The 15,616-nt window shown below is 59.2% G+C and carries 17 protein-coding genes; 8 read left to right on the top strand and 9 right to left on the bottom strand.

Translation table 11 applies throughout. The features are described 5' to 3' along the window. Positions 1 to 115: 115 nt before the first annotated feature. Genes cyoE through cyoA form a run of 5 tightly spaced genes read right to left on the bottom strand, consistent with a single transcriptional unit; the run spans position 116 to position 4,950 of the window. Complete coding sequence (cyoE, locus tag AB4O16_RS21200) at positions 116 to 1,003, bottom strand: heme o synthase (protein ID WP_007986830.1); 888 nt, start codon at positions 1,001 to 1,003, stop codon at positions 116 to 118. 11 nt (positions 1,004 to 1,014) lie between these two features. Then, on the bottom strand, positions 1,015 to 1,350 hold the full coding sequence (cyoD, locus tag AB4O16_RS21195; protein ID WP_160387108.1) for a cytochrome o ubiquinol oxidase subunit IV: 336 nt from the start codon (positions 1,348 to 1,350) through the stop codon (positions 1,015 to 1,017). Next, positions 1,351 to 1,977 carry a cytochrome o ubiquinol oxidase subunit III gene (locus AB4O16_RS21190; protein WP_056728483.1) on the bottom strand — a complete coding sequence of 209 codons (627 nt, stop codon included), beginning with the start codon at positions 1,975 to 1,977 and terminating at the stop codon, positions 1,351 to 1,353. Between the two features lie 3 nt (positions 1,978 to 1,980). After that, entirely contained in the window at positions 1,981 to 4,011 is a 2,031-nt protein-coding gene (cyoB, locus tag AB4O16_RS21185; protein ID WP_160387107.1) for a cytochrome o ubiquinol oxidase subunit I, read from the bottom strand. Positions 4,012 to 4,014: 3 nt separating this feature from the next. Beyond that, positions 4,015 to 4,950, bottom strand: coding sequence for a ubiquinol oxidase subunit II (gene cyoA, locus AB4O16_RS21180; RefSeq protein ID WP_160387106.1), 936 nt, complete (start codon positions 4,948 to 4,950; stop codon positions 4,015 to 4,017). A gap of 27 nt (positions 4,951 to 4,977) precedes the next feature. Between cyoA and AB4O16_RS21175 the strand changes: the two genes are divergently transcribed. Next, complete coding sequence (locus AB4O16_RS21175; RefSeq protein ID WP_460155720.1) at positions 4,978 to 5,238, top strand: hypothetical protein; 261 nt, start codon at positions 4,978 to 4,980, stop codon at positions 5,236 to 5,238. A gap of 552 nt (positions 5,239 to 5,790) precedes the next feature. On the opposite strand, the gene AB4O16_RS21170 is transcribed toward AB4O16_RS21175, so the two are convergent. Together AB4O16_RS21170 and hmpA are read right to left on the bottom strand one after the other, a co-directional pair. Beyond that, the gene (locus AB4O16_RS21170; protein WP_160387104.1) at positions 5,791 to 6,300 is read right to left on the bottom strand and encodes a disulfide bond formation protein B; all 510 of its coding nucleotides are present in this window, start codon (positions 6,298 to 6,300) and stop codon (positions 5,791 to 5,793) included. Between the two features lie 266 nt (positions 6,301 to 6,566). Then, the gene (gene hmpA / locus AB4O16_RS21165; protein WP_460155719.1) at positions 6,567 to 7,748 is read right to left on the bottom strand and encodes an NO-inducible flavohemoprotein; all 1,182 of its coding nucleotides are present in this window, start codon (positions 7,746 to 7,748) and stop codon (positions 6,567 to 6,569) included. A gap of 156 nt (positions 7,749 to 7,904) precedes the next feature. On the opposite strand from hmpA, the gene norR reads away from it, so the two are divergent. The 4 genes from norR (at position 7,905) to AB4O16_RS21145 (ending at position 11,471) form a co-directional block, all read left to right on the top strand. Continuing rightward, positions 7,905 to 9,455 carry a nitric oxide reductase transcriptional regulator NorR gene (norR, locus tag AB4O16_RS21160; protein WP_460155718.1) on the top strand — a complete coding sequence of 517 codons (1,551 nt, stop codon included), beginning with the start codon at positions 7,905 to 7,907 and terminating at the stop codon, positions 9,453 to 9,455. A 209-nt stretch (positions 9,456 to 9,664) separates the two neighbouring features. Then, a complete protein-coding gene (locus AB4O16_RS21155; protein WP_160387101.1) occupies positions 9,665 to 10,567 on the top strand; it encodes a chemotaxis protein CheV in 903 nt (300 codons plus the stop codon). Between the two features lie 27 nt (positions 10,568 to 10,594). Further along, the gene (locus AB4O16_RS21150) at positions 10,595 to 11,053 is read left to right on the top strand and encodes a GNAT family N-acetyltransferase (protein ID WP_160387206.1); all 459 of its coding nucleotides are present in this window, start codon (positions 10,595 to 10,597) and stop codon (positions 11,051 to 11,053) included. Positions 11,054 to 11,135: 82 nt separating this feature from the next. Then, positions 11,136 to 11,471 carry a hypothetical protein gene (locus AB4O16_RS21145; protein WP_460155717.1) on the top strand — a complete coding sequence of 112 codons (336 nt, stop codon included), beginning with the start codon at positions 11,136 to 11,138 and terminating at the stop codon, positions 11,469 to 11,471. An 82-nt stretch (positions 11,472 to 11,553) separates the two neighbouring features. On the opposite strand, the gene AB4O16_RS21140 is transcribed toward AB4O16_RS21145, so the two are convergent. After that, a complete protein-coding gene (locus AB4O16_RS21140) occupies positions 11,554 to 11,808 on the bottom strand; it encodes a hypothetical protein (protein WP_160387099.1) in 255 nt (84 codons plus the stop codon). Positions 11,809 to 12,001: 193 nt separating this feature from the next. Here AB4O16_RS21140 and AB4O16_RS21135 point away from each other — a divergent pair, with 193 nt between their 5' ends. After that, positions 12,002 to 12,976, top strand: a complete 975-nt coding sequence (locus tag AB4O16_RS21135) for a 2-hydroxyacid dehydrogenase (protein ID WP_460155716.1) — start codon at positions 12,002 to 12,004, stop codon at positions 12,974 to 12,976. 180 nt (positions 12,977 to 13,156) lie between these two features. Continuing rightward, positions 13,157 to 13,666: a DUF2165 family protein gene (locus AB4O16_RS21130; RefSeq protein ID WP_160387097.1), complete on the top strand. Its 510-nt coding sequence runs from the start codon at positions 13,157 to 13,159 to the stop codon at positions 13,664 to 13,666. A gap of 6 nt (positions 13,667 to 13,672) precedes the next feature. Here the strand turns inward: AB4O16_RS21130 and AB4O16_RS21125 are convergent, their stop codons facing one another. Continuing rightward, positions 13,673 to 14,575 carry a DMT family transporter gene (locus AB4O16_RS21125; protein WP_460155715.1) on the bottom strand — a complete coding sequence of 301 codons (903 nt, stop codon included), beginning with the start codon at positions 14,573 to 14,575 and terminating at the stop codon, positions 13,673 to 13,675. 151 nt (positions 14,576 to 14,726) lie between these two features. On the opposite strand from AB4O16_RS21125, the gene AB4O16_RS21120 reads away from it, so the two are divergent. After that, positions 14,727 to 15,602: a helix-turn-helix domain-containing protein gene (locus AB4O16_RS21120; protein WP_160387095.1), complete on the top strand. Its 876-nt coding sequence runs from the start codon at positions 14,727 to 14,729 to the stop codon at positions 15,600 to 15,602. Positions 15,603 to 15,616: the final 14 nt, after the last annotated feature.

The raw sequence follows: 15,616 nt of genomic DNA, 5'->3' as shown, positions 1-15,616 counted from the left end.
TATAGTCAGGCAACCATCGAAACATCTACCTGACGAGCAGCCCTTGCGACTTACCCCAACAAAAAAGCCCCGCTCTTCTCTCGAAGGCGGGGCTTTTCTTTAAAGCATCCGACGCTTAAGGCGCGTACGTCAGCAGCAACTCGGTCGGCACTTTGAAGTCCAGGGACATCATCACGCTCAACGCGGTAATGGTGAAGATCGAGAACACGAACAACTTGCGTGCCCAGACCGTGTCATCCACTGCCTTGTAACCGGTCCAGGCCATGTACAACCAGTACATGCCCATGGCCGCGGCGACGGCGAGGTAGCTCATGCCGGCGTAGCCGCTGAAGGTCAGCATCAAGGTCGCCACGAGGAAGGCCAGGATGTAGATCAGGATGTGCTTCTTGGCCACCTGGATACCGCGCTTCACTGGCAGCACCGGAATCGATGCGGCCAGGTAATCGTTGAAGCGGAAGATCGCGATGGCGTAGGAATGCGGCATCTGCCACAGGCTGAACATCACCAGCAGGGTCAGCGCGGCCATGTCGAAGGTGTTGCTGACTGCGACATAACCGATCACTGGCGGCATGGCGCCCGACAGGCTGCCCACCAGCGTGCCGTGAACCGACTTGCGCTTGAGGTACAGGCTGTAGAAGCCGACGTAGATCACGAAGCCGATGACTGCGAACAGCGCGGCCAACGGGTTGGCCACCTTGTACAACAGCGCAACGCCGGCGACACCCAGGACGGTCGCATAGATCAGGGCCAGTTTCAGGGAGATCAAGCCCTGCACCAGCACCCGGTTCTTGGTGCGTTCCATCTTCAGGTCGATGTCGCGGTCGATGCAGTTGTTGAACACGCAACCGGAGGCAACCACCAGGGACGTGCCGATCATGGCGGCCAGGAAGATGGCCAGATCGACATGCCCTTTGGAGGCCAGGAAAAATCCGCCTGCCACAGAAAGCACGTTACCGAAAATGATCCCCGGTTTGGTGATTTGGATAAAGTGCTTAAGGGACATGCGGATCTACCTCACTTCGCCATCATGAACGTGTGGATGCTGAACATGATCCACAGCGACAAGCCAACCAGCAGGACAATCACGATCGCGGCAAAGACAAACGCAATCACGTTGTTACGCTGCGCGGCCGAACGGTCCAGGTGGAGGAAGTACACCAGGTGCACCAGCACCTGGATGACGGCCATCGCGACGACGATCATCAGGGTGATCGACTTCGGCAGCGTCGGGTACATCACCAGACCGAACGGGATCAGGGTCAGGATCACCGACAGGATGAAGCCGATACCGTAGGACTTGACGCTGCCGTGACCGGCATCGTGGCTGTCATGGGAGTGTGTGTTAGCCATTTACATAGTCCCCATCAGGTAAACAACGGTGAATACGCAGATCCACACGACGTCCAGGAAGTGCCAGAACAGGCTCAGGCAGCTCAGACGGGTCTTGTTGGTCGCCGTCAGGCCGTTTTTCTGCACCTGGTACATCATGATCGCCATCCAGATCAGACCGCTGGTCACGTGCAGACCGTGGGTGCCGACCAGGGTGAAGAACCCGGACAGGAAGCCGGAACGGCTAGGGCCGTAGCCCTCGGAGATCAGCATGTGGAACTCGTTGATCTCCATGCCGATGAAGCCGGCACCGAACAGGAAGGTCATGGCCAGCCAGCCCAGGACCTGCTTCTTGTTGCCACGGAAGAACGCCAGCATGGCGAAGCCGTAGGTGATCGAACTGAACAGCAGCAGAGCGGTTTCGCCCAGTACGTATGGCAGTTCGAAGATGTCGTGGCCCGACGGGCCACCCGCTACGTTGTTAACCAGTACCGCGTACGCCGCGAAGATCGACGCAAACAGAATGCAGTCGGTCATCAGGTAGAGCCAGAAACCGAATACGGTCATCTCGCCCGAGTCGTGGTGATGGTCATCATGCCCATGTCCATCGACATGGGTGTGTCCAGCATTGGTCACTAAGTTCGACATGGTTTAAGCCTGTTCCAACGAGGTTTCAACACGGGTGGCGGTGGCCGGGATTTTCCCTGCCGCAACCAGACGCTTGTGCTGCTCGGCTTCGATGCGCTCGATCACGTCGACCGGCACCATATAGCCTTGATCATCACGAGCGGCGTGGATCACGAAGTAGATCACGGTGCCGGCCAGGCCAGCGATTGCCAGCCACCAGATGTGCCAGATCATCGCGAAACCGAACACCGTCAACAGAGCGCCCATGACCACACCGGTCGCGGTGTTGTTTGGCATGTGGATCGGTTCGTACTTGGCCGGAGCCTGGTACGCGGTACCGTTTTCCTTGGCTTCGGTGAACGGATCGACGCAATCGGCTTTCGGCAGCACAGCGAAGTTGTAGAACGGAGGTGGCGACGAGGTCGACCATTCCAGGGTATGGGCATTCCACGGGTCGCCGTGTTCGCACATGTTCTCTGGCTTGTTGCGGTCACGCACACTCACGTAGAGCTGGATCAACTGGCAAGCGATACCGACAGCGATCATCACCGCACCGAACATCGCAACGTACAGGTACGGCACCCACTCAGGGTTGGTGGTGGCGTTCAGGCGACGGGTCATGCCCATGAAGCCCAGAGCGTAGAGCGGCATGAACGCGACGAAGAAGCCGCTGATCCAGAACCAGAACGCTGCCTTGCCCCAACCTTCGTGCAGCTTGAAGCCGAACGCTTTAGGGAAGTAGAACGCGAAACCTGCGATGTAACCGAATACCGCACCGCCGATGATCACGTTGTGGAAGTGCGCGATCACGAACAGGCTGTTGTGCAGAACGAAGTCGGCACCCGGGATGGCCAGCAGTACGCCAGTCATGCCGCCGATGGCGAAGGTCACCATGAAGCCCAGGGTCCACAGAACCTGGCTGGTGAAACGCAGACGGCCCTGGTAGATGGTGAACAGCCAGTTGAACAGCTTCACACCCGTCGGGATGGAAATCAGCATCGTCGCCAGACCGAAGAAGGCGTTGACGCTGGCCCCCGAACCCATGGTGAAGAAGTGGTGCAGCCAAACCATGAAGCCCAGGATCGAGATTGCGCCCGATGCGTAGATCATCGACTTGTGGCCGAACAGTTTCTTACCGGTGAACGCCGAGATCACTTCCGAGAAAATGCCGAACGCTGGCAGGATCAGGATGTACACCTCAGGGTGACCCCACGCCCAGAACAGGTTCACGTACATCATCGGATTGCCACCAAGTTCATTGGTGAAAATGTGGAAATCCATGTAACGGTCAAGCGTCAGCAGTGCCAGGGTAGCGGTCAGGATCGGGAACGAAGCCACGATCAGGACGTTGGCCCAGGTGCAGGTCCAGGTGAAGATCGGCATGTCCATCAGCTTCATGCCAGGGGTACGCATTTTCAGCACGGTGGCCAGGAAGTTGACCCCCGTCAGCGTCGTACCTAGCCCGGATAGCTGTAGCGCCCAGATGTAGTAGTCCATCCCCACGCCAGGGCTGTATTGCAGGCCCGACAGCGGCGGATAGGCAACCCAGCCGGTCTTGGCGAATTCGCCGACGCCCAGGGACAGGTTGATCAGCACTACGCCGGAAACCAGCAGCCAGAAGCTCAGGGAGTTCAGGAACGGGTAGGCAACGTCACGCGCGCCGATCTGCAGCGGCACTGCCAGGTTCATCAGGCCGGTGAAGAATGGCATCGCCATGAAGATGATCATGATCACACCGTGAGCGGTGAAGATCTGGTCATAGTGTTCAGGTGGCAGGTAGCCAGGCGAACCCTCGGTGGCCATGGCCAGCTGGGTACGCATCATGATGGCGTCGGCAAAGCCGCGCAGCAGCATGACCATGGCAACGACGATGTACATCACGCCGATTTTCTTGTGGTCGACCGACGTCAGCCACTCGGTCCACAGGTAGGTCCACTTCTTGAAGTAAGTGATACCCGCGAACAGTGCCAGACCGCCGAGCGCGATCATGGCGATGGTCACCATTACGATCGGCTCGTGGAACGGGACCGCTTCCCAACTTAATTTACCAAACATCGTTTACTCCTCTGCCCCGGCAGCTGAATGCGAATCCATGTCCGTAGCGGCCACTTCTTTCTCTTTCTTCTCGTGCTTCACTTTCGGACCTGGTTTCATGCCTTCGTACTTGTCGACGATGGTCTGGAACAGGTTCGGCGTGACCGAGGAGTAGAGCTCGACTGGGTTGTTCTGGCTCTGCTTGGCAAGGGCTGCGTACTCAGCTTGTTCAAGCTGTTTAGGTGCCTTTTTGACTTCGCTTACCCAGGCGTCGAAATCTTCCTGGGAAGTTGCGATCGCTTTGAATTTCATGCCGGTGAAACCAGCGCCGCTGTAGTTGGCGGAGATACCGTCCATTTCAGCGTTCTCGTTGGCGATCAGGTGCAGCTTGGTCTGCATGCCCGCCATCGCGTAGATCTGGCCGCCCAGGGCAGGGATGAAGAAGGAGTTCATCACGGCGTCGGAGGTGATCTTGAAGTTGATTGGCGTGTGCGCCGGGAACACGATCTTGTTGACCGTCGCGATGCCTTGTTCCGGGTAGATGAACAGCCACTTCCAGTCCAGCGCGACCACTTCGATGGTCACCGGCTTGACGTCGGACTCCAGCGGCTTGTACGGGTCCAGAGCGTGGGTCGACTTGTAGGTGACATAACCCAGGGCAATGATGATCAGCACCGGAACAGCCCACACCGCGATTTCAATCTTGGTGGAGTGGTTCCATTTCGGCGTGTAGGTGGCGTTGGTGTTGGACGCGCGGTATTTCCAGGCGAACAGGAAGGTCATGACGATGACCGGCACCACGACCAACAGCATCAGCAGCGTTGCGGTGATGATCAGGTTTCGCTCATCCAGACCTACCTGGCCCTTGGGATTGAGCAAGGTCATGTTGCAGCCTGACAGCAACAGCGTGCCGATCAGCGGCAATAAGCCTAGTAGTCTGGGGTACCTGTTTTTACTCATCTCACGACCTCTAAAGCAGCTTGCGCAATGCAGTTGGGTTTTGATCGCCAACACTTCACCCTGCCAAGGGTTGGCATTTTTCTTGGATTGAATAAGGGCATGCCCGTCGAGCGTCAGACGCTGTGCGACAAATCCCGGGCCTGCGGTGAGTTCTTATTCGAATTCGTGGTCAAAGGCCTTGTTACAGACCAATTCCATTTGGTGCGGAAAGTTGGAGGCTCCGACACCTGGGCATCGCATGAAGCCACCAGACCTCTCGACACCCTGTTTCTGCTCATATCTGGTTAAGATTTGAGCAGTGTCGGGAATTCAGTGCGGGCGATTGTAGATAGGTAGCGATCTATAAACCATGTCTCATCCCGAAATAATTTTTATCCGAACCAGCAACAATCATTAACCGTTTTCGCAAAAGTGGCGCATCTTATCGAAATTGATTCTCAACAAAAACACCAAAATAAGTAGGCCTTCCACCCGCAGTTCAGACAGTATCCTGCCCCTGCCTGCTTGCGTTTACCTTGCCCGAAGCCCGATATGACGGGGGCTCTGGCCATTCGCCAGAGCCTGTTAAAACTGCCTGTTCGTATTCGCAACGGAAAAAACCGCAAGCCTGTAAAACAGCCCAATTCCGTTACGTTTCCATGTACTAATCGGCCTTCCTCGAGCGGCCTGCGACACCGGCTCTGTGACAACATGTCGCACATGTGTCGCACCCTTGGCTGTCGCACATCACGGTCTTTTTACCTGGTGCCTGAAATGCGCCCGGCAGGACAAAAAAAGCCCCGGCCTTCTCTGGGAGGACCGGGGCTTTTTTTGTCCGACAATACGTGGCGACAGACGACCTCAGCGCAGCGCTTTGCGGTTACGCGAGGTCAGCAACGGCACCAGCACCACGATCAGCACGAAGGCGACCAGCGCCCACTGCGCCAGCGACAGGCCGAGGATCGGCGGGTACGGCGTAGAGCAGAAACCGTCGACCTGGAAACCCAGCGGGAAGATCTTCGCCAGCGGCAAGTCATCGACAATCGGTTGCAGCACATCGATGCCACAGCTGACCGCCGGATAGAACTGCGTATACACGTGATGCCCGGCAACGCCGACGCCTGCCAGTGCGCAGATCACCACCAGCGCTTCGAACACCGTGATGCTGCGACGGTTGCGCATGGCCGCACCGATGAAGGCGAAGATCGCGATCAGCAGCAATGCATAACGTTGCAGGATGCACAGCGGGCAAGGTGCTTCGCCCAGAACGATTTGCATGTACAGCGCGCCGCCGATCAACGCCAGGCAAATGATGCCCAACAATACCAGGTAGCGCCGTTCACGCCCCAACCGCATGGATTCATCGCTCATCGCGTTTCCCTTGAAGATTTCGATTGCCCGCCAGTCTACACGCTGGCCCGGACCTTTGAGAGCCTGGAGCGTGTGAGGGGGATTCGGGGGAATAGACGACAAGGCGGTTAAGGAGGGATTAACTTTCTGGTGTTTTTTCAAATCAAGACCGAGGTGAAGCAATCGCGGGCAAGCCCGCTCCCACAGGATTTGTGTCAATCCAGATTGATGTGAACGACACAAAACCTGTGGGAGCGTGGCTTGCCCGCGATGAAGCCGCCTCGGTCTTACTCCAACGCCGCAGCCGGCCCGAAGAACTCATAGCGGCTTTGCTTCTCCGGCACACCCAGGTCTTTGAGGTGGCGCTTGATCGCTGCCATGAAACCTTTCGGCCCCAGGAAGTAAGCATCCAGGTCACGCTCTTGCGGCAGCCATGCATTCAACAGCTGCTGGCTCAACAAACCGACCTTGTGCGCCGCCGGGCTCACGCCGTCATCTTCGGCGTAGCAGTAGAAGCGCTTGAGCTGCGGGTGACGCTCGGCCAGGCCATCGATCCAGTCGCGGAAGGCATGGACGCTGCCGTTGCGCGCGCAGTGAATGAAGTGCACCGGCCGCTTGGTCTCCAGCGCAGCTTCGAGCATCGCCAGGGTCGGGGTGATGCCGACGCCGCCACTGATCAGCACCAGTGGCTTGTCGCTGGCGGTCAGGACGAACTCGCCCGATGGCGGGAACAGCTGGATGCTGGCGCCGACATGCAACTGGTCATGCAGGAAGTTGGATGCGCGGCCACCGTCCTCGCGTTTGACGCTGATGCGATACTGGCCGTTGTTCGCCAGCGCCGACAACGAGTAGTTGCGACGGATCTCTTCACCATCGAGGATCAGTTTCATACCGATGTACTGACCGGGCTCTGCCGTCAGGATCGGGCCTTTGTCCGCAGGTTCAAAGTAGAACGAAGTGATCTCGGCGCTCTCCTCCACCTTGCCGGCCACGATAAATTCCCGCGCCCCGCGCCAGCCGCCCGGTGCCTGCTCCTTCTGGTCGTAGATGCTGGTTTCGGCACCGATCAGGATGTCCGCCAGTTGGCCGTAGGCCGCGCCCCAGGCTGCGATCACTTGCGGGGTGGCGATCTCTTCGCCGAGCACTTCGGCGATAGCCCGCAGCAGGCAGCTGCCGACAATCGGGTAGTGTTCCGGGAGGATCTGCAGGGCCACGTGCTTGTTGATGATCTTGGCCACCAGGTCGCCCAACTGGTCGAGTTGGTCGATATGGCGCGCATACATCAATACGCCGTTGGCCAACGCACGCGGCTGATCACCGCTGGCCTGGTGGGCCTGGTTGAACAGCGGGCGCACTTGCGGGTATTCGGAGAGCATCATGCGGTAGAAGTGCGTGATCAGCGCTTCACCACCGCTTTCAAGCAGCGGCACGGTGGATTTGACGATGGCACGGTCTTGAGCGCTCAGCATAAGGTGACTCCTGGTCTTCTTGGGTTGCTAACGGAATACCCTATGCCTATCAGTTTCCATGCCAACTATTTAATCCTTATAAATCAACATGTTAATAACTAAATAGTCATTTTGACAGCATCTGACTTATAGTCATACCGACTACATGGAGTCACTATGACTGCAAAATCCCTGCTCACTGCCCTGCTGCCCCTGGTCTCCGACCTGTCCCGCGAACTGCCCGAGGGCGAGCGTTATCGTCGCCTGCTGGATGCCATGCGCGCGCTGCTGCCGTGCGACGCCGCCGCCCTGCTGCGCCTCGACGGTGAATGGCTGGTGCCGCTGGCCGTCGACGGCTTGAGTACCGACACCCTCGGCCGGCGCTTCAAGGTCAGCGAGCACCCGCGTTTTGAAGCGCTGCTCAGCAGCCCCGGCCCGACCCGTTTCGCTGCCGACAGCGACTTGCCCGACCCCTATGACGGTCTGGTCGATGGCCTCGATGACCACCTGGAAGTCCACGACTGCATGGGTTGCCCCTTGTTCATCGACGAGCGCCCATGGGGTCTGCTGACTCTCGACGCCCTCGACCCCGAGCGCTTCGAACCGATCGAACTGGATGCCCTGCAAGCCTTCGCCAGCCTCGCGGCCGCCACGGTCAACGCCGCCGAACGCATCGAGCGCTTGAACAACCGGGTCGAAGACGAACATCAACGTGCCGAGGTGTACCGCCAGGCCAGCGGCCAGCAGAACCGCGAGATGATCGGCCAGAGCAAGGCCCATAAACGTCTGGTCGAAGAAATCAGCCTGGTGGGTGGCAGCGACCTGACCGTGCTGATCACCGGCGAAACCGGGGTCGGCAAGGAGTTGGTGGCCCAGGCCATCCATTCCGCCTCGCCCCGCGCCGACAAACCGATCATCAGCCTCAACTGCGCCGCGCTGCCCGATACCCTGGTGGAAAGCGAGCTGTTCGGCCATGTCCGTGGCGCCTTCACCGGAGCGATGAACGACCGTCGCGGCAAGTTCGAACTGGCCAATGGCGGCACGCTGTTTCTCGATGAAGTCGGTGAGCTGTCGCTGACCGTGCAGGCCAAGTTGCTGCGGGTGTTGCAGAGCGGTCAACTGCAGCGACTGGGGTCGGACAAGGAGCATCAGGTCGATGTGCGCCTGATCGCCGCGACCAACCGCGACCTCGCCGAAGAAGTGCGCAGCGGCCGTTACCGCGCCGACTTCTACCATCGCCTCAGCGTTTACCCGCTGCGGGTCCCGGCCCTGCGCGATCGCGGCCGCGATGTACTGCTGCTCAGCGGCTACTTCCTGGAGCAGAACCGCTCGCGCATGGGCCTCAACAGCCTGCGCCTGAACAGCGACGCCCAGACCGCGCTCCTGGCCTACGACTGGCCCGGCAACGTGCGCGAGCTTGAACATCTGATCGGCCGCAGTGCCTTGAAAGCACTGGGCAACTGCAAGGAACGGCCAAAGATTCTCAGTTTGAGCGCCGCCGACCTGGACTTGCCCAATGCCAGCGTTGAAGCCGCCGCCGAACAACCTGCCGCCGCCGTAACGCAAGCGGTGACCGGCGACTTGCGCGAGGCCACGGAGAACTATCAACGCCAAATGATCAGTGCCTGCCTGGAGCGGCACAACCACAACTGGGCAAGCGCGGCCCGTGAGCTAGGCTTGGATCGGGCGAACCTGGGGCGGATGGCCAAAAGGTTGGGGATGAAATAACCCGGCATCGAATGCTGTAGGAGCCGGCTTGCCGGCGATAGCGTCCTCGAGGTCGCCATCGCCAGCAAGCCGGCTCCTACAGTGCGATCACCATTTGCTGGGCAATCAAGTCATTTACCCTAAAGCCTGCCCCCGACAAGTCGATAACCCGGCATCGAAGTCATTGGCGATCCAGTGATCGCCCGCCACCTTTTCCAGAGAAGGTTCCTATGTCCTCCACCAAAGCCCGCGCAGACTCTCTTTCGCTTCTGCTGTTTACCTTGCGCAGCGGCAAGTTGATGGCGATCAACCTGCTCAAGGTCAGCGAGATCATTCCCTGCCCGCCGTTGACCAAACTGCCGGAGTCGCATCCCCACGTCAAAGGCATCGCCAGCCTGCGCGGTGCGTCGCTGTCGGTGATCGACCTCAGCCGCGCCATTGGCGAGCGTCCACTGGAAGACCCCAACGGCGGCTGCCTGATCGTCACCGATGTCAGCCGCTCCAAGCAGGGCCTGCACGTGCAGGCGGTAAGCAAGATCGTCCATTGCCTGACCTCCGACATCCGCCCGCCGCCATTCGGCTCCGGTGGTTTGCGCGCCTACATCACCGGCGTGACGTCGGTCGATGGCACCCTGGTGCAAGTGCTGGACATCGAAAAAGTCATCCACAGCATTGCCCCGGCACAAATCGAAATGGCGCCGACCGAACTGAGCATGGAAGACGCCGAACTGCTCGGCAATGCGCGCATCCTGGTGGTTGACGACAGCCAGGTCGCCTTGCAGCAATCGGTGCACACCCTGCGCAACCTCGGCCTGCAATGCCATACGGCCCGCAGCGCCAAGGAAGCCATCGACTGCCTGCTGGACCTGCAAGGCACCGCGCAGCAGATCAACCTGATCGTCTCGGACATCGAAATGTCGGAGATGGACGGCTACGCCTTCACCCGCACCCTGCGGGAAACCCCGGACTTCGCGCATCTTTATGTACTGCTGCACACCTCACTGGACAGTGCGATGAACGCCGAGAAAGCACGACTGGCGGGGGCGAACGCGGTGCTGACCAAGTTCTCTTCGCCGGAACTGACCCAGTGTCTGATCACCGCGGCCAAGGCTGTCGCCGAACAGGGTTATTGAGTGTTGACCGAAGATTACTGCTGGCTGATGCGGCGCGACCTGTCTGTCGTCGTGCCGTCCTCCGAATGGCCAGCCGGCCTGCAACTTAGCGAATATCGCCCTGAACTGGGCGCAGCCGTGCACCGCGTGATGGAGTTCGGTTATCTCGACGGCGGCGGGCGCGTAGCCGCGCTGGAAATGTGGCAACGCCAGTTCGAAACCGATCCGGAATATGACCCGGCCCTGTGCTTCATTGCCCTGGAAGGCGCAGAAGTGGTGGGGGTGTGTCAGTGCTGGACCAGTGCCTATATCAAGAATCTGGTGGTGCACCCGCGGTTTCAGGGGCGGGGACTGGGGCGAGCGTTATTGCTCCAGGCATTCAAGGTGTTCGAGCAGCGACGTGAAGGTTTCGTCGACCTCAAAGTACGTGAAGACAACCTTCGCGCGCGGCGCTTGTATGAAAGCGTCGGGATGTACGCCGTCCGCCGGGAGCCGGTTCCGCTCTGACGCGACGATGGGGCCGGCACAACCACTTCAAAACCTTCAGGCATACTTACCTTTCGGTCACAGCACCAAGGATGCCTGAACCATGAAAGCAGCAACCCTGACTATTCTCTGCCTCACCGCCCTCACCGCCCTCACCGCCCAGGCCCATGCCTCCAGCCCCGACGCCTGGGCAAACTACGACAAAGCCGTACTCGCCAGCTGCACCAAGGCCAGCGGCCTGAAAGACGCCAAACCCGTGGGCAACGCCGCGCAGTTCGATGACCGGGTCGGCTACACCGCGCTCCTGCTCCAGGGCCAGTACCCGCAAAAGCACATGAAAGGCACACAAGGCACCGAGCTGTGCCTCTACAAAAAGAACAACAAAACCGCGTACGTCACCGAATGGGACTCCATCCGCCCGACCGGCAAGGCCAACTGAGTGGCGCACGACTTGCTCTGAACAAGTGTGGGAGCGGGCTTGCTCGCGAAGACGGCTGATCAGAGTCCGCGCTGATGAAATCTCAGCGCTTGCCCATCGACCGACGAGTTCCCGGCGGTGCCATGCCCGGCGTCTTGGTGTGGCCGTTCTTGGCGCCGTTCTTGTACCACGGCTGGTTCGAGCCCTTGGCGGCGGCCAGTTCACCCGGCTTGAACGGGAACTTGAACGACGGGATCTCGGCTTTGGTTTCGCTATCGGCACTGGAGTCGACGCTGTCTGGCAGCTCTGCCTGTACGTCGCAGGCGTCCGCGACCGGCGATTGTTTCGGGGAAGTCATGAAAGCTCCGGGTGATGCATGAAGTGTCGGGCCCGGTGAGCGAGCCGCATGCCACAGTCTAAGAAGTGCGGCAGTATAACTGGATGAAGCACCGCAAGCTGCAAGCTTGCATTGACCGTCTGGCGACTCGCACAAATCCCGCGAAGAATGTTAGCGTGCTCATCATTCTTCACCGCCCCACGAGTCCGCCCCCATGAAAAAGACTGTCCTGGCTTTCAGCCGCGTCACCCCGGCCATGGTCGAACGCCTGCAACAGGATTTCGACGTCATCGTGCCGAATCCGAAAAACGGCGACATCAATGCCCAGTTCAATGAAGCCCTGCCCCACGCCCACGGCCTGATCGGCGTCGGTCGAAAGCTCGGTCGCGCCCAATTGGAAAACGCCGCCAGGCTGGAAGTGGTGTCCAGCGTCTCGGTGGGCTACGACAACTATGATCTCGCTTACTTCAACGAGCGCGGGATCATGCTGACCAACACCCCGGATGTGCTCACCGAAAGCACCGCCGACCTGGCGTTTGCGCTATTGATGAGCAGCGCCCGTCGCGTCGCCGAACTGGACGCCTGGACCAAGGCCGGGCAATGGCAGGCCACTGTCGGTGCGCCGCTGTTCGGTTGTGATGTGCATGGCAAGACGCTGGGTATCGTCGGCATGGGCAACATCGGTGCCGCCATTGCCCGACGCGGCCGTCTGGGCTTCAACATGCCGGTCATCTACAGCGGTAACAGCCGCAAGACCGAGCTGGAACAGGAACTCGGCGCGCAATACCGCAGCCTCGACCAGTTGCTGGCCGAAGCTGATTTCGTCTGCCTGGTGGTGCCGCTCAGCGAGAAAACCAAACACCTGATCAGCCATCGCGAACTGGCGCTGATGAAGCCAGGCGCCATTCTGGTGAATATCGCCCGTGGTCCGGTGGTGGATGAACCGGCGCTGATCGAAGCGCTGCAAAACAACCGCATTCGTGGGGCCGGCCTGGACGTATACGAAAAAGAACCGTTGGCCGAGTCGCCACTGTTCCAGTTGAAAAATGCAGTGACCCTGCCGCACATCGGCTCGGCCACCCATGAGACCCGCGATGCCATGGCCAACCGTGCCCTGGCCAACTTGCGCAGTGCCCTGCTGGGTGAGCGACCGCAGGATCTGGTCAATCCGCAGGTATGGAAAGCCTGATTGAACAACGGCACGTCTTCATTGGCGTGCCACTTTATATAAAACCTTAAACAACTTTCCATCACCCCCTTATATCAAGCGACATAACTCGCAAAGCACTCTTTACCCCCACTACATCTAAACAGCTATAAACTCCGAAAAACAAGAACGTATCAACCGTACATTCGGAGAGCATCCTGCATGAGCTATTTAACCACTGCCTGCATGGTAAGGCGGAGCAAATTAATAATTGTCTTCATCGCGGCATTATTCGGTATAACGACCCTTATCAACAATTTTACCGACTACACCGCCTACGCCGAGTATATCGGGCGAATTCTCGGCATGAGCGACACCATAGGCAATGATTCCCGCCGTTACCGCGCCATCAGCTCACCCTTGGTTCACCACCGTTTCTACTGGGCTCTGATCACACTCGAGACCATATTCACATGTAGCTTCATAGTTGGATCCTATCAACTCTACCGTAAACTCGACGGATCACGAAGCGAGTTCTATGAAGCCAAGAAATTTGCCATAAGCGGCTTTATTACAGCCATTTTTACATATCAGACCTTTTACATCATCATACTAAACGAATGGTTTGACTTAGAGTATTCCAAACAGGCCAACGCCCTTTACTGGGCACAAATCCAAATTCAATACATGTTCTTCGGTATTATTTATCTGTTGGCGGCAAAGGATACCTGAACAGTTTCAGGCCAGCTTGCCCGCCACCGGACTGGCACTCGCCCTGGGCTTGCGAAACACCAGCACATTACCCAGCATGACCATTACCAGCCCCGCCAGTGCCGGAGCGGTCCACTGGTAACCTTCGGCAAACGCCGAGACATTCAGCGCCACCACCGGAAACAGTACCGTGCAATAGGCCGCGCGCTCCGGTCCCATACGACCGACCAAAGTCAGGTAGGCAGTAAAACCGATCACCGACCCCGGAATCACCAGGTACAACAGTGACCCGATGTAACGCGCGCTCATTTCCATCTCGAAGGGAATGCCTTTGACCAGGCACCACACCGAGAGCATTGCCGCCCCGTAGGCCATACCCCAGGCATTGGTGGTCAATGGCTTGAGACCGGCCTTCTGTTGCAGGCTCGAGAGCATGTTGCCCGCCGAGAAACACAAGGTGCCGCACAGGGCCAGAGCGAGACCGAGCAAGGTTTCCGGGCTGGCGGCATGCCCGGCCAGTTCCGGCCAGAACAGCAGCCCCAGCCCCAGCAGGCCCAGCGCCCCGCCCATCAGCACATTGCGGGCGATTCTCTGACCGAAGAACACTCGTGCATTGAGGGCATTCCACAGCGTGGCGGTGGAAAACACCACGGCCACCAGACCGCTGGGGATCCACTGGCTCGCGGTGAGGAAGCACATGAAGTTGACGCAGAACAGGCACAAACCCTGAGCCAGGCAGATAAGGTGTCCGCGACGGTTCATCACTTGCAGGCGTCGGCTGAGCAGCAAGATCACGAACAGCACCAGTGCGGCGAGGCCGAAGCGATAGACGATCGACACAGGAATCGCCACCACCCCCAGTTGCCATTTCAAGGCAATCCAGGTGGTGCCCCAGATCAGCACGGTCAACAGGTACAAAGAAAGGTTCATGGCAAAGGCTCCTCGATAGGCACCCAGTGTCCGGCGCCACGCCGGGATGCACTTGCATAAACTTGCGCTTTTGTCTGGCGACAGGCTGGCAGGCGCACGTCCACGGAGTAGGATGCAAGGCGTTGCATGCAGGTGTCAGAGAACAACGATCATGGCTGCACTGGATAACCTACAAGTCTTTCAAGCCCTCAACCGCTCGCCGAATGCTCGCCTCGAGCACAGCGCCGAGCTTGGGGACGGCTTGTCTGCCGCTTTGTGGAGCAATCACCACGACGCCCAGGAATACGAAGCGCCCAGCCACCATACGTTGTCCTGTTACATTGCCGGCGGCACCGGCACCTTCCGGCGCGATCAGCCCGCGACCAAGGGCGGCCCGGACAAACTGTGCATCCTGCCGGCCGGTCACCAGTCAGGCTGGGTGATCAACGGCGACATTCGCCTGGCTCACCTGTATTTCAGCCCTGAACAATTTGCCCTCGGCTGCGTCACCCTGCTTGATCGTGAGCCGCGGGAAATGCAGCTGCGCGAGCAGACTTTTCTTGACGATGCGCAGCAGGCGCTGCGCTTTCGACGGTTGATCAGCTTGAACTGGGGCGAGCCGGGCGAACGTTTGCTCACCAGCAGCCTGGCGCACGAATTGCTCAGCCATGCCCTGCTCAGCCAAGTCAATGTACGCCCCGACCTGCGCCTCAAGGGCGGGTTGGCTGCGCATCAGCGCCGGCATCTGGTGGAGTTCATCGACAGCCATCTGGACGACGCCATCAGCCTCGGTCAACTGGCGGCGTTGTGCGCCTTGTCGGAATACCACTTCGCGCGGATGTTCCGCGAGAGCTTCGGCTTGCCGCCCCACCAGTACGTGCTGGCGCGGCGCCTGAACCGGGCGCGGGAGTTGCTGCGCACGACCTCGCAGCCGCTGGGGGAGATTGCGCTGGCCTGCGGGTTCTCCAGCGCCAGCCATTTTACCAACCGGTTTCGCCAGGCCCTGGGTGGAACGCCCGGCGAATATCGCCAGGCGTTTGTGCGCTAGGCGCGGGATTTTCG

The organism is Pseudomonas sp. S2_H10, assembly GCF_054668285.1.
Note: the sequence above shows the minus strand (reverse complement) of the source record. Positions and strands in the feature narration are given on the sequence as shown.

Excerpts from the sequence above, each read along its gene's own strand:
- hmpA (WP_460155719.1), bottom strand. The coding sequence starts at position 7,748 with ATGCTGAGCGCTCAAGACCGTGCCATCGTCAAATCCACCGTGCCGCTG.
- AB4O16_RS21170 (WP_160387104.1), bottom strand. The coding sequence starts at position 6,300 with ATGAGCGATGAATCCATGCGGTTGGGGCGTGAACGGCGCTACCTGGTA.
- AB4O16_RS21125 (WP_460155715.1), bottom strand. The coding sequence starts at position 14,575 with ATGAACCTTTCTTTGTACCTGTTGACCGTGCTGATCTGGGGCACCACC.
- AB4O16_RS21140 (WP_160387099.1), bottom strand. The coding sequence starts at position 11,808 with ATGACTTCCCCGAAACAATCGCCGGTCGCGGACGCCTGCGACGTACAG.
- AB4O16_RS21155 (WP_160387101.1), top strand. The coding sequence starts at position 9,665 with ATGTCCTCCACCAAAGCCCGCGCAGACTCTCTTTCGCTTCTGCTGTTT.
- cyoD (WP_160387108.1), bottom strand. The coding sequence starts at position 1,350 with ATGGCTAACACACACTCCCATGACAGCCACGATGCCGGTCACGGCAGC.
- cyoE (WP_007986830.1), bottom strand. The coding sequence starts at position 1,003 with ATGTCCCTTAAGCACTTTATCCAAATCACCAAACCGGGGATCATTTTC.
- cyoA (WP_160387106.1), bottom strand. The coding sequence starts at position 4,950 with ATGAGTAAAAACAGGTACCCCAGACTACTAGGCTTATTGCCGCTGATC.
- cyoB (WP_160387107.1), bottom strand. The coding sequence starts at position 4,011 with ATGTTTGGTAAATTAAGTTGGGAAGCGGTCCCGTTCCACGAGCCGATC.
- AB4O16_RS21175 (WP_460155720.1), top strand. The coding sequence starts at position 4,978 with ATGCAGTTGGGTTTTGATCGCCAACACTTCACCCTGCCAAGGGTTGGC.
- AB4O16_RS21150 (WP_160387206.1), top strand. The coding sequence starts at position 10,595 with ATGCGGCGCGACCTGTCTGTCGTCGTGCCGTCCTCCGAATGGCCAGCC.
- AB4O16_RS21130 (WP_160387097.1), top strand. The coding sequence starts at position 13,157 with ATGAGCTATTTAACCACTGCCTGCATGGTAAGGCGGAGCAAATTAATA.
- AB4O16_RS21135 (WP_460155716.1), top strand. The coding sequence starts at position 12,002 with ATGAAAAAGACTGTCCTGGCTTTCAGCCGCGTCACCCCGGCCATGGTC.
- norR (WP_460155718.1), top strand. The coding sequence starts at position 7,905 with ATGACTGCAAAATCCCTGCTCACTGCCCTGCTGCCCCTGGTCTCCGAC.
- AB4O16_RS21120 (WP_160387095.1), top strand. The coding sequence starts at position 14,727 with ATGGCTGCACTGGATAACCTACAAGTCTTTCAAGCCCTCAACCGCTCG.
- AB4O16_RS21190 (WP_056728483.1), bottom strand. The coding sequence starts at position 1,977 with ATGTCGAACTTAGTGACCAATGCTGGACACACCCATGTCGATGGACAT.
- AB4O16_RS21145 (WP_460155717.1), top strand. The coding sequence starts at position 11,136 with ATGAAAGCAGCAACCCTGACTATTCTCTGCCTCACCGCCCTCACCGCC.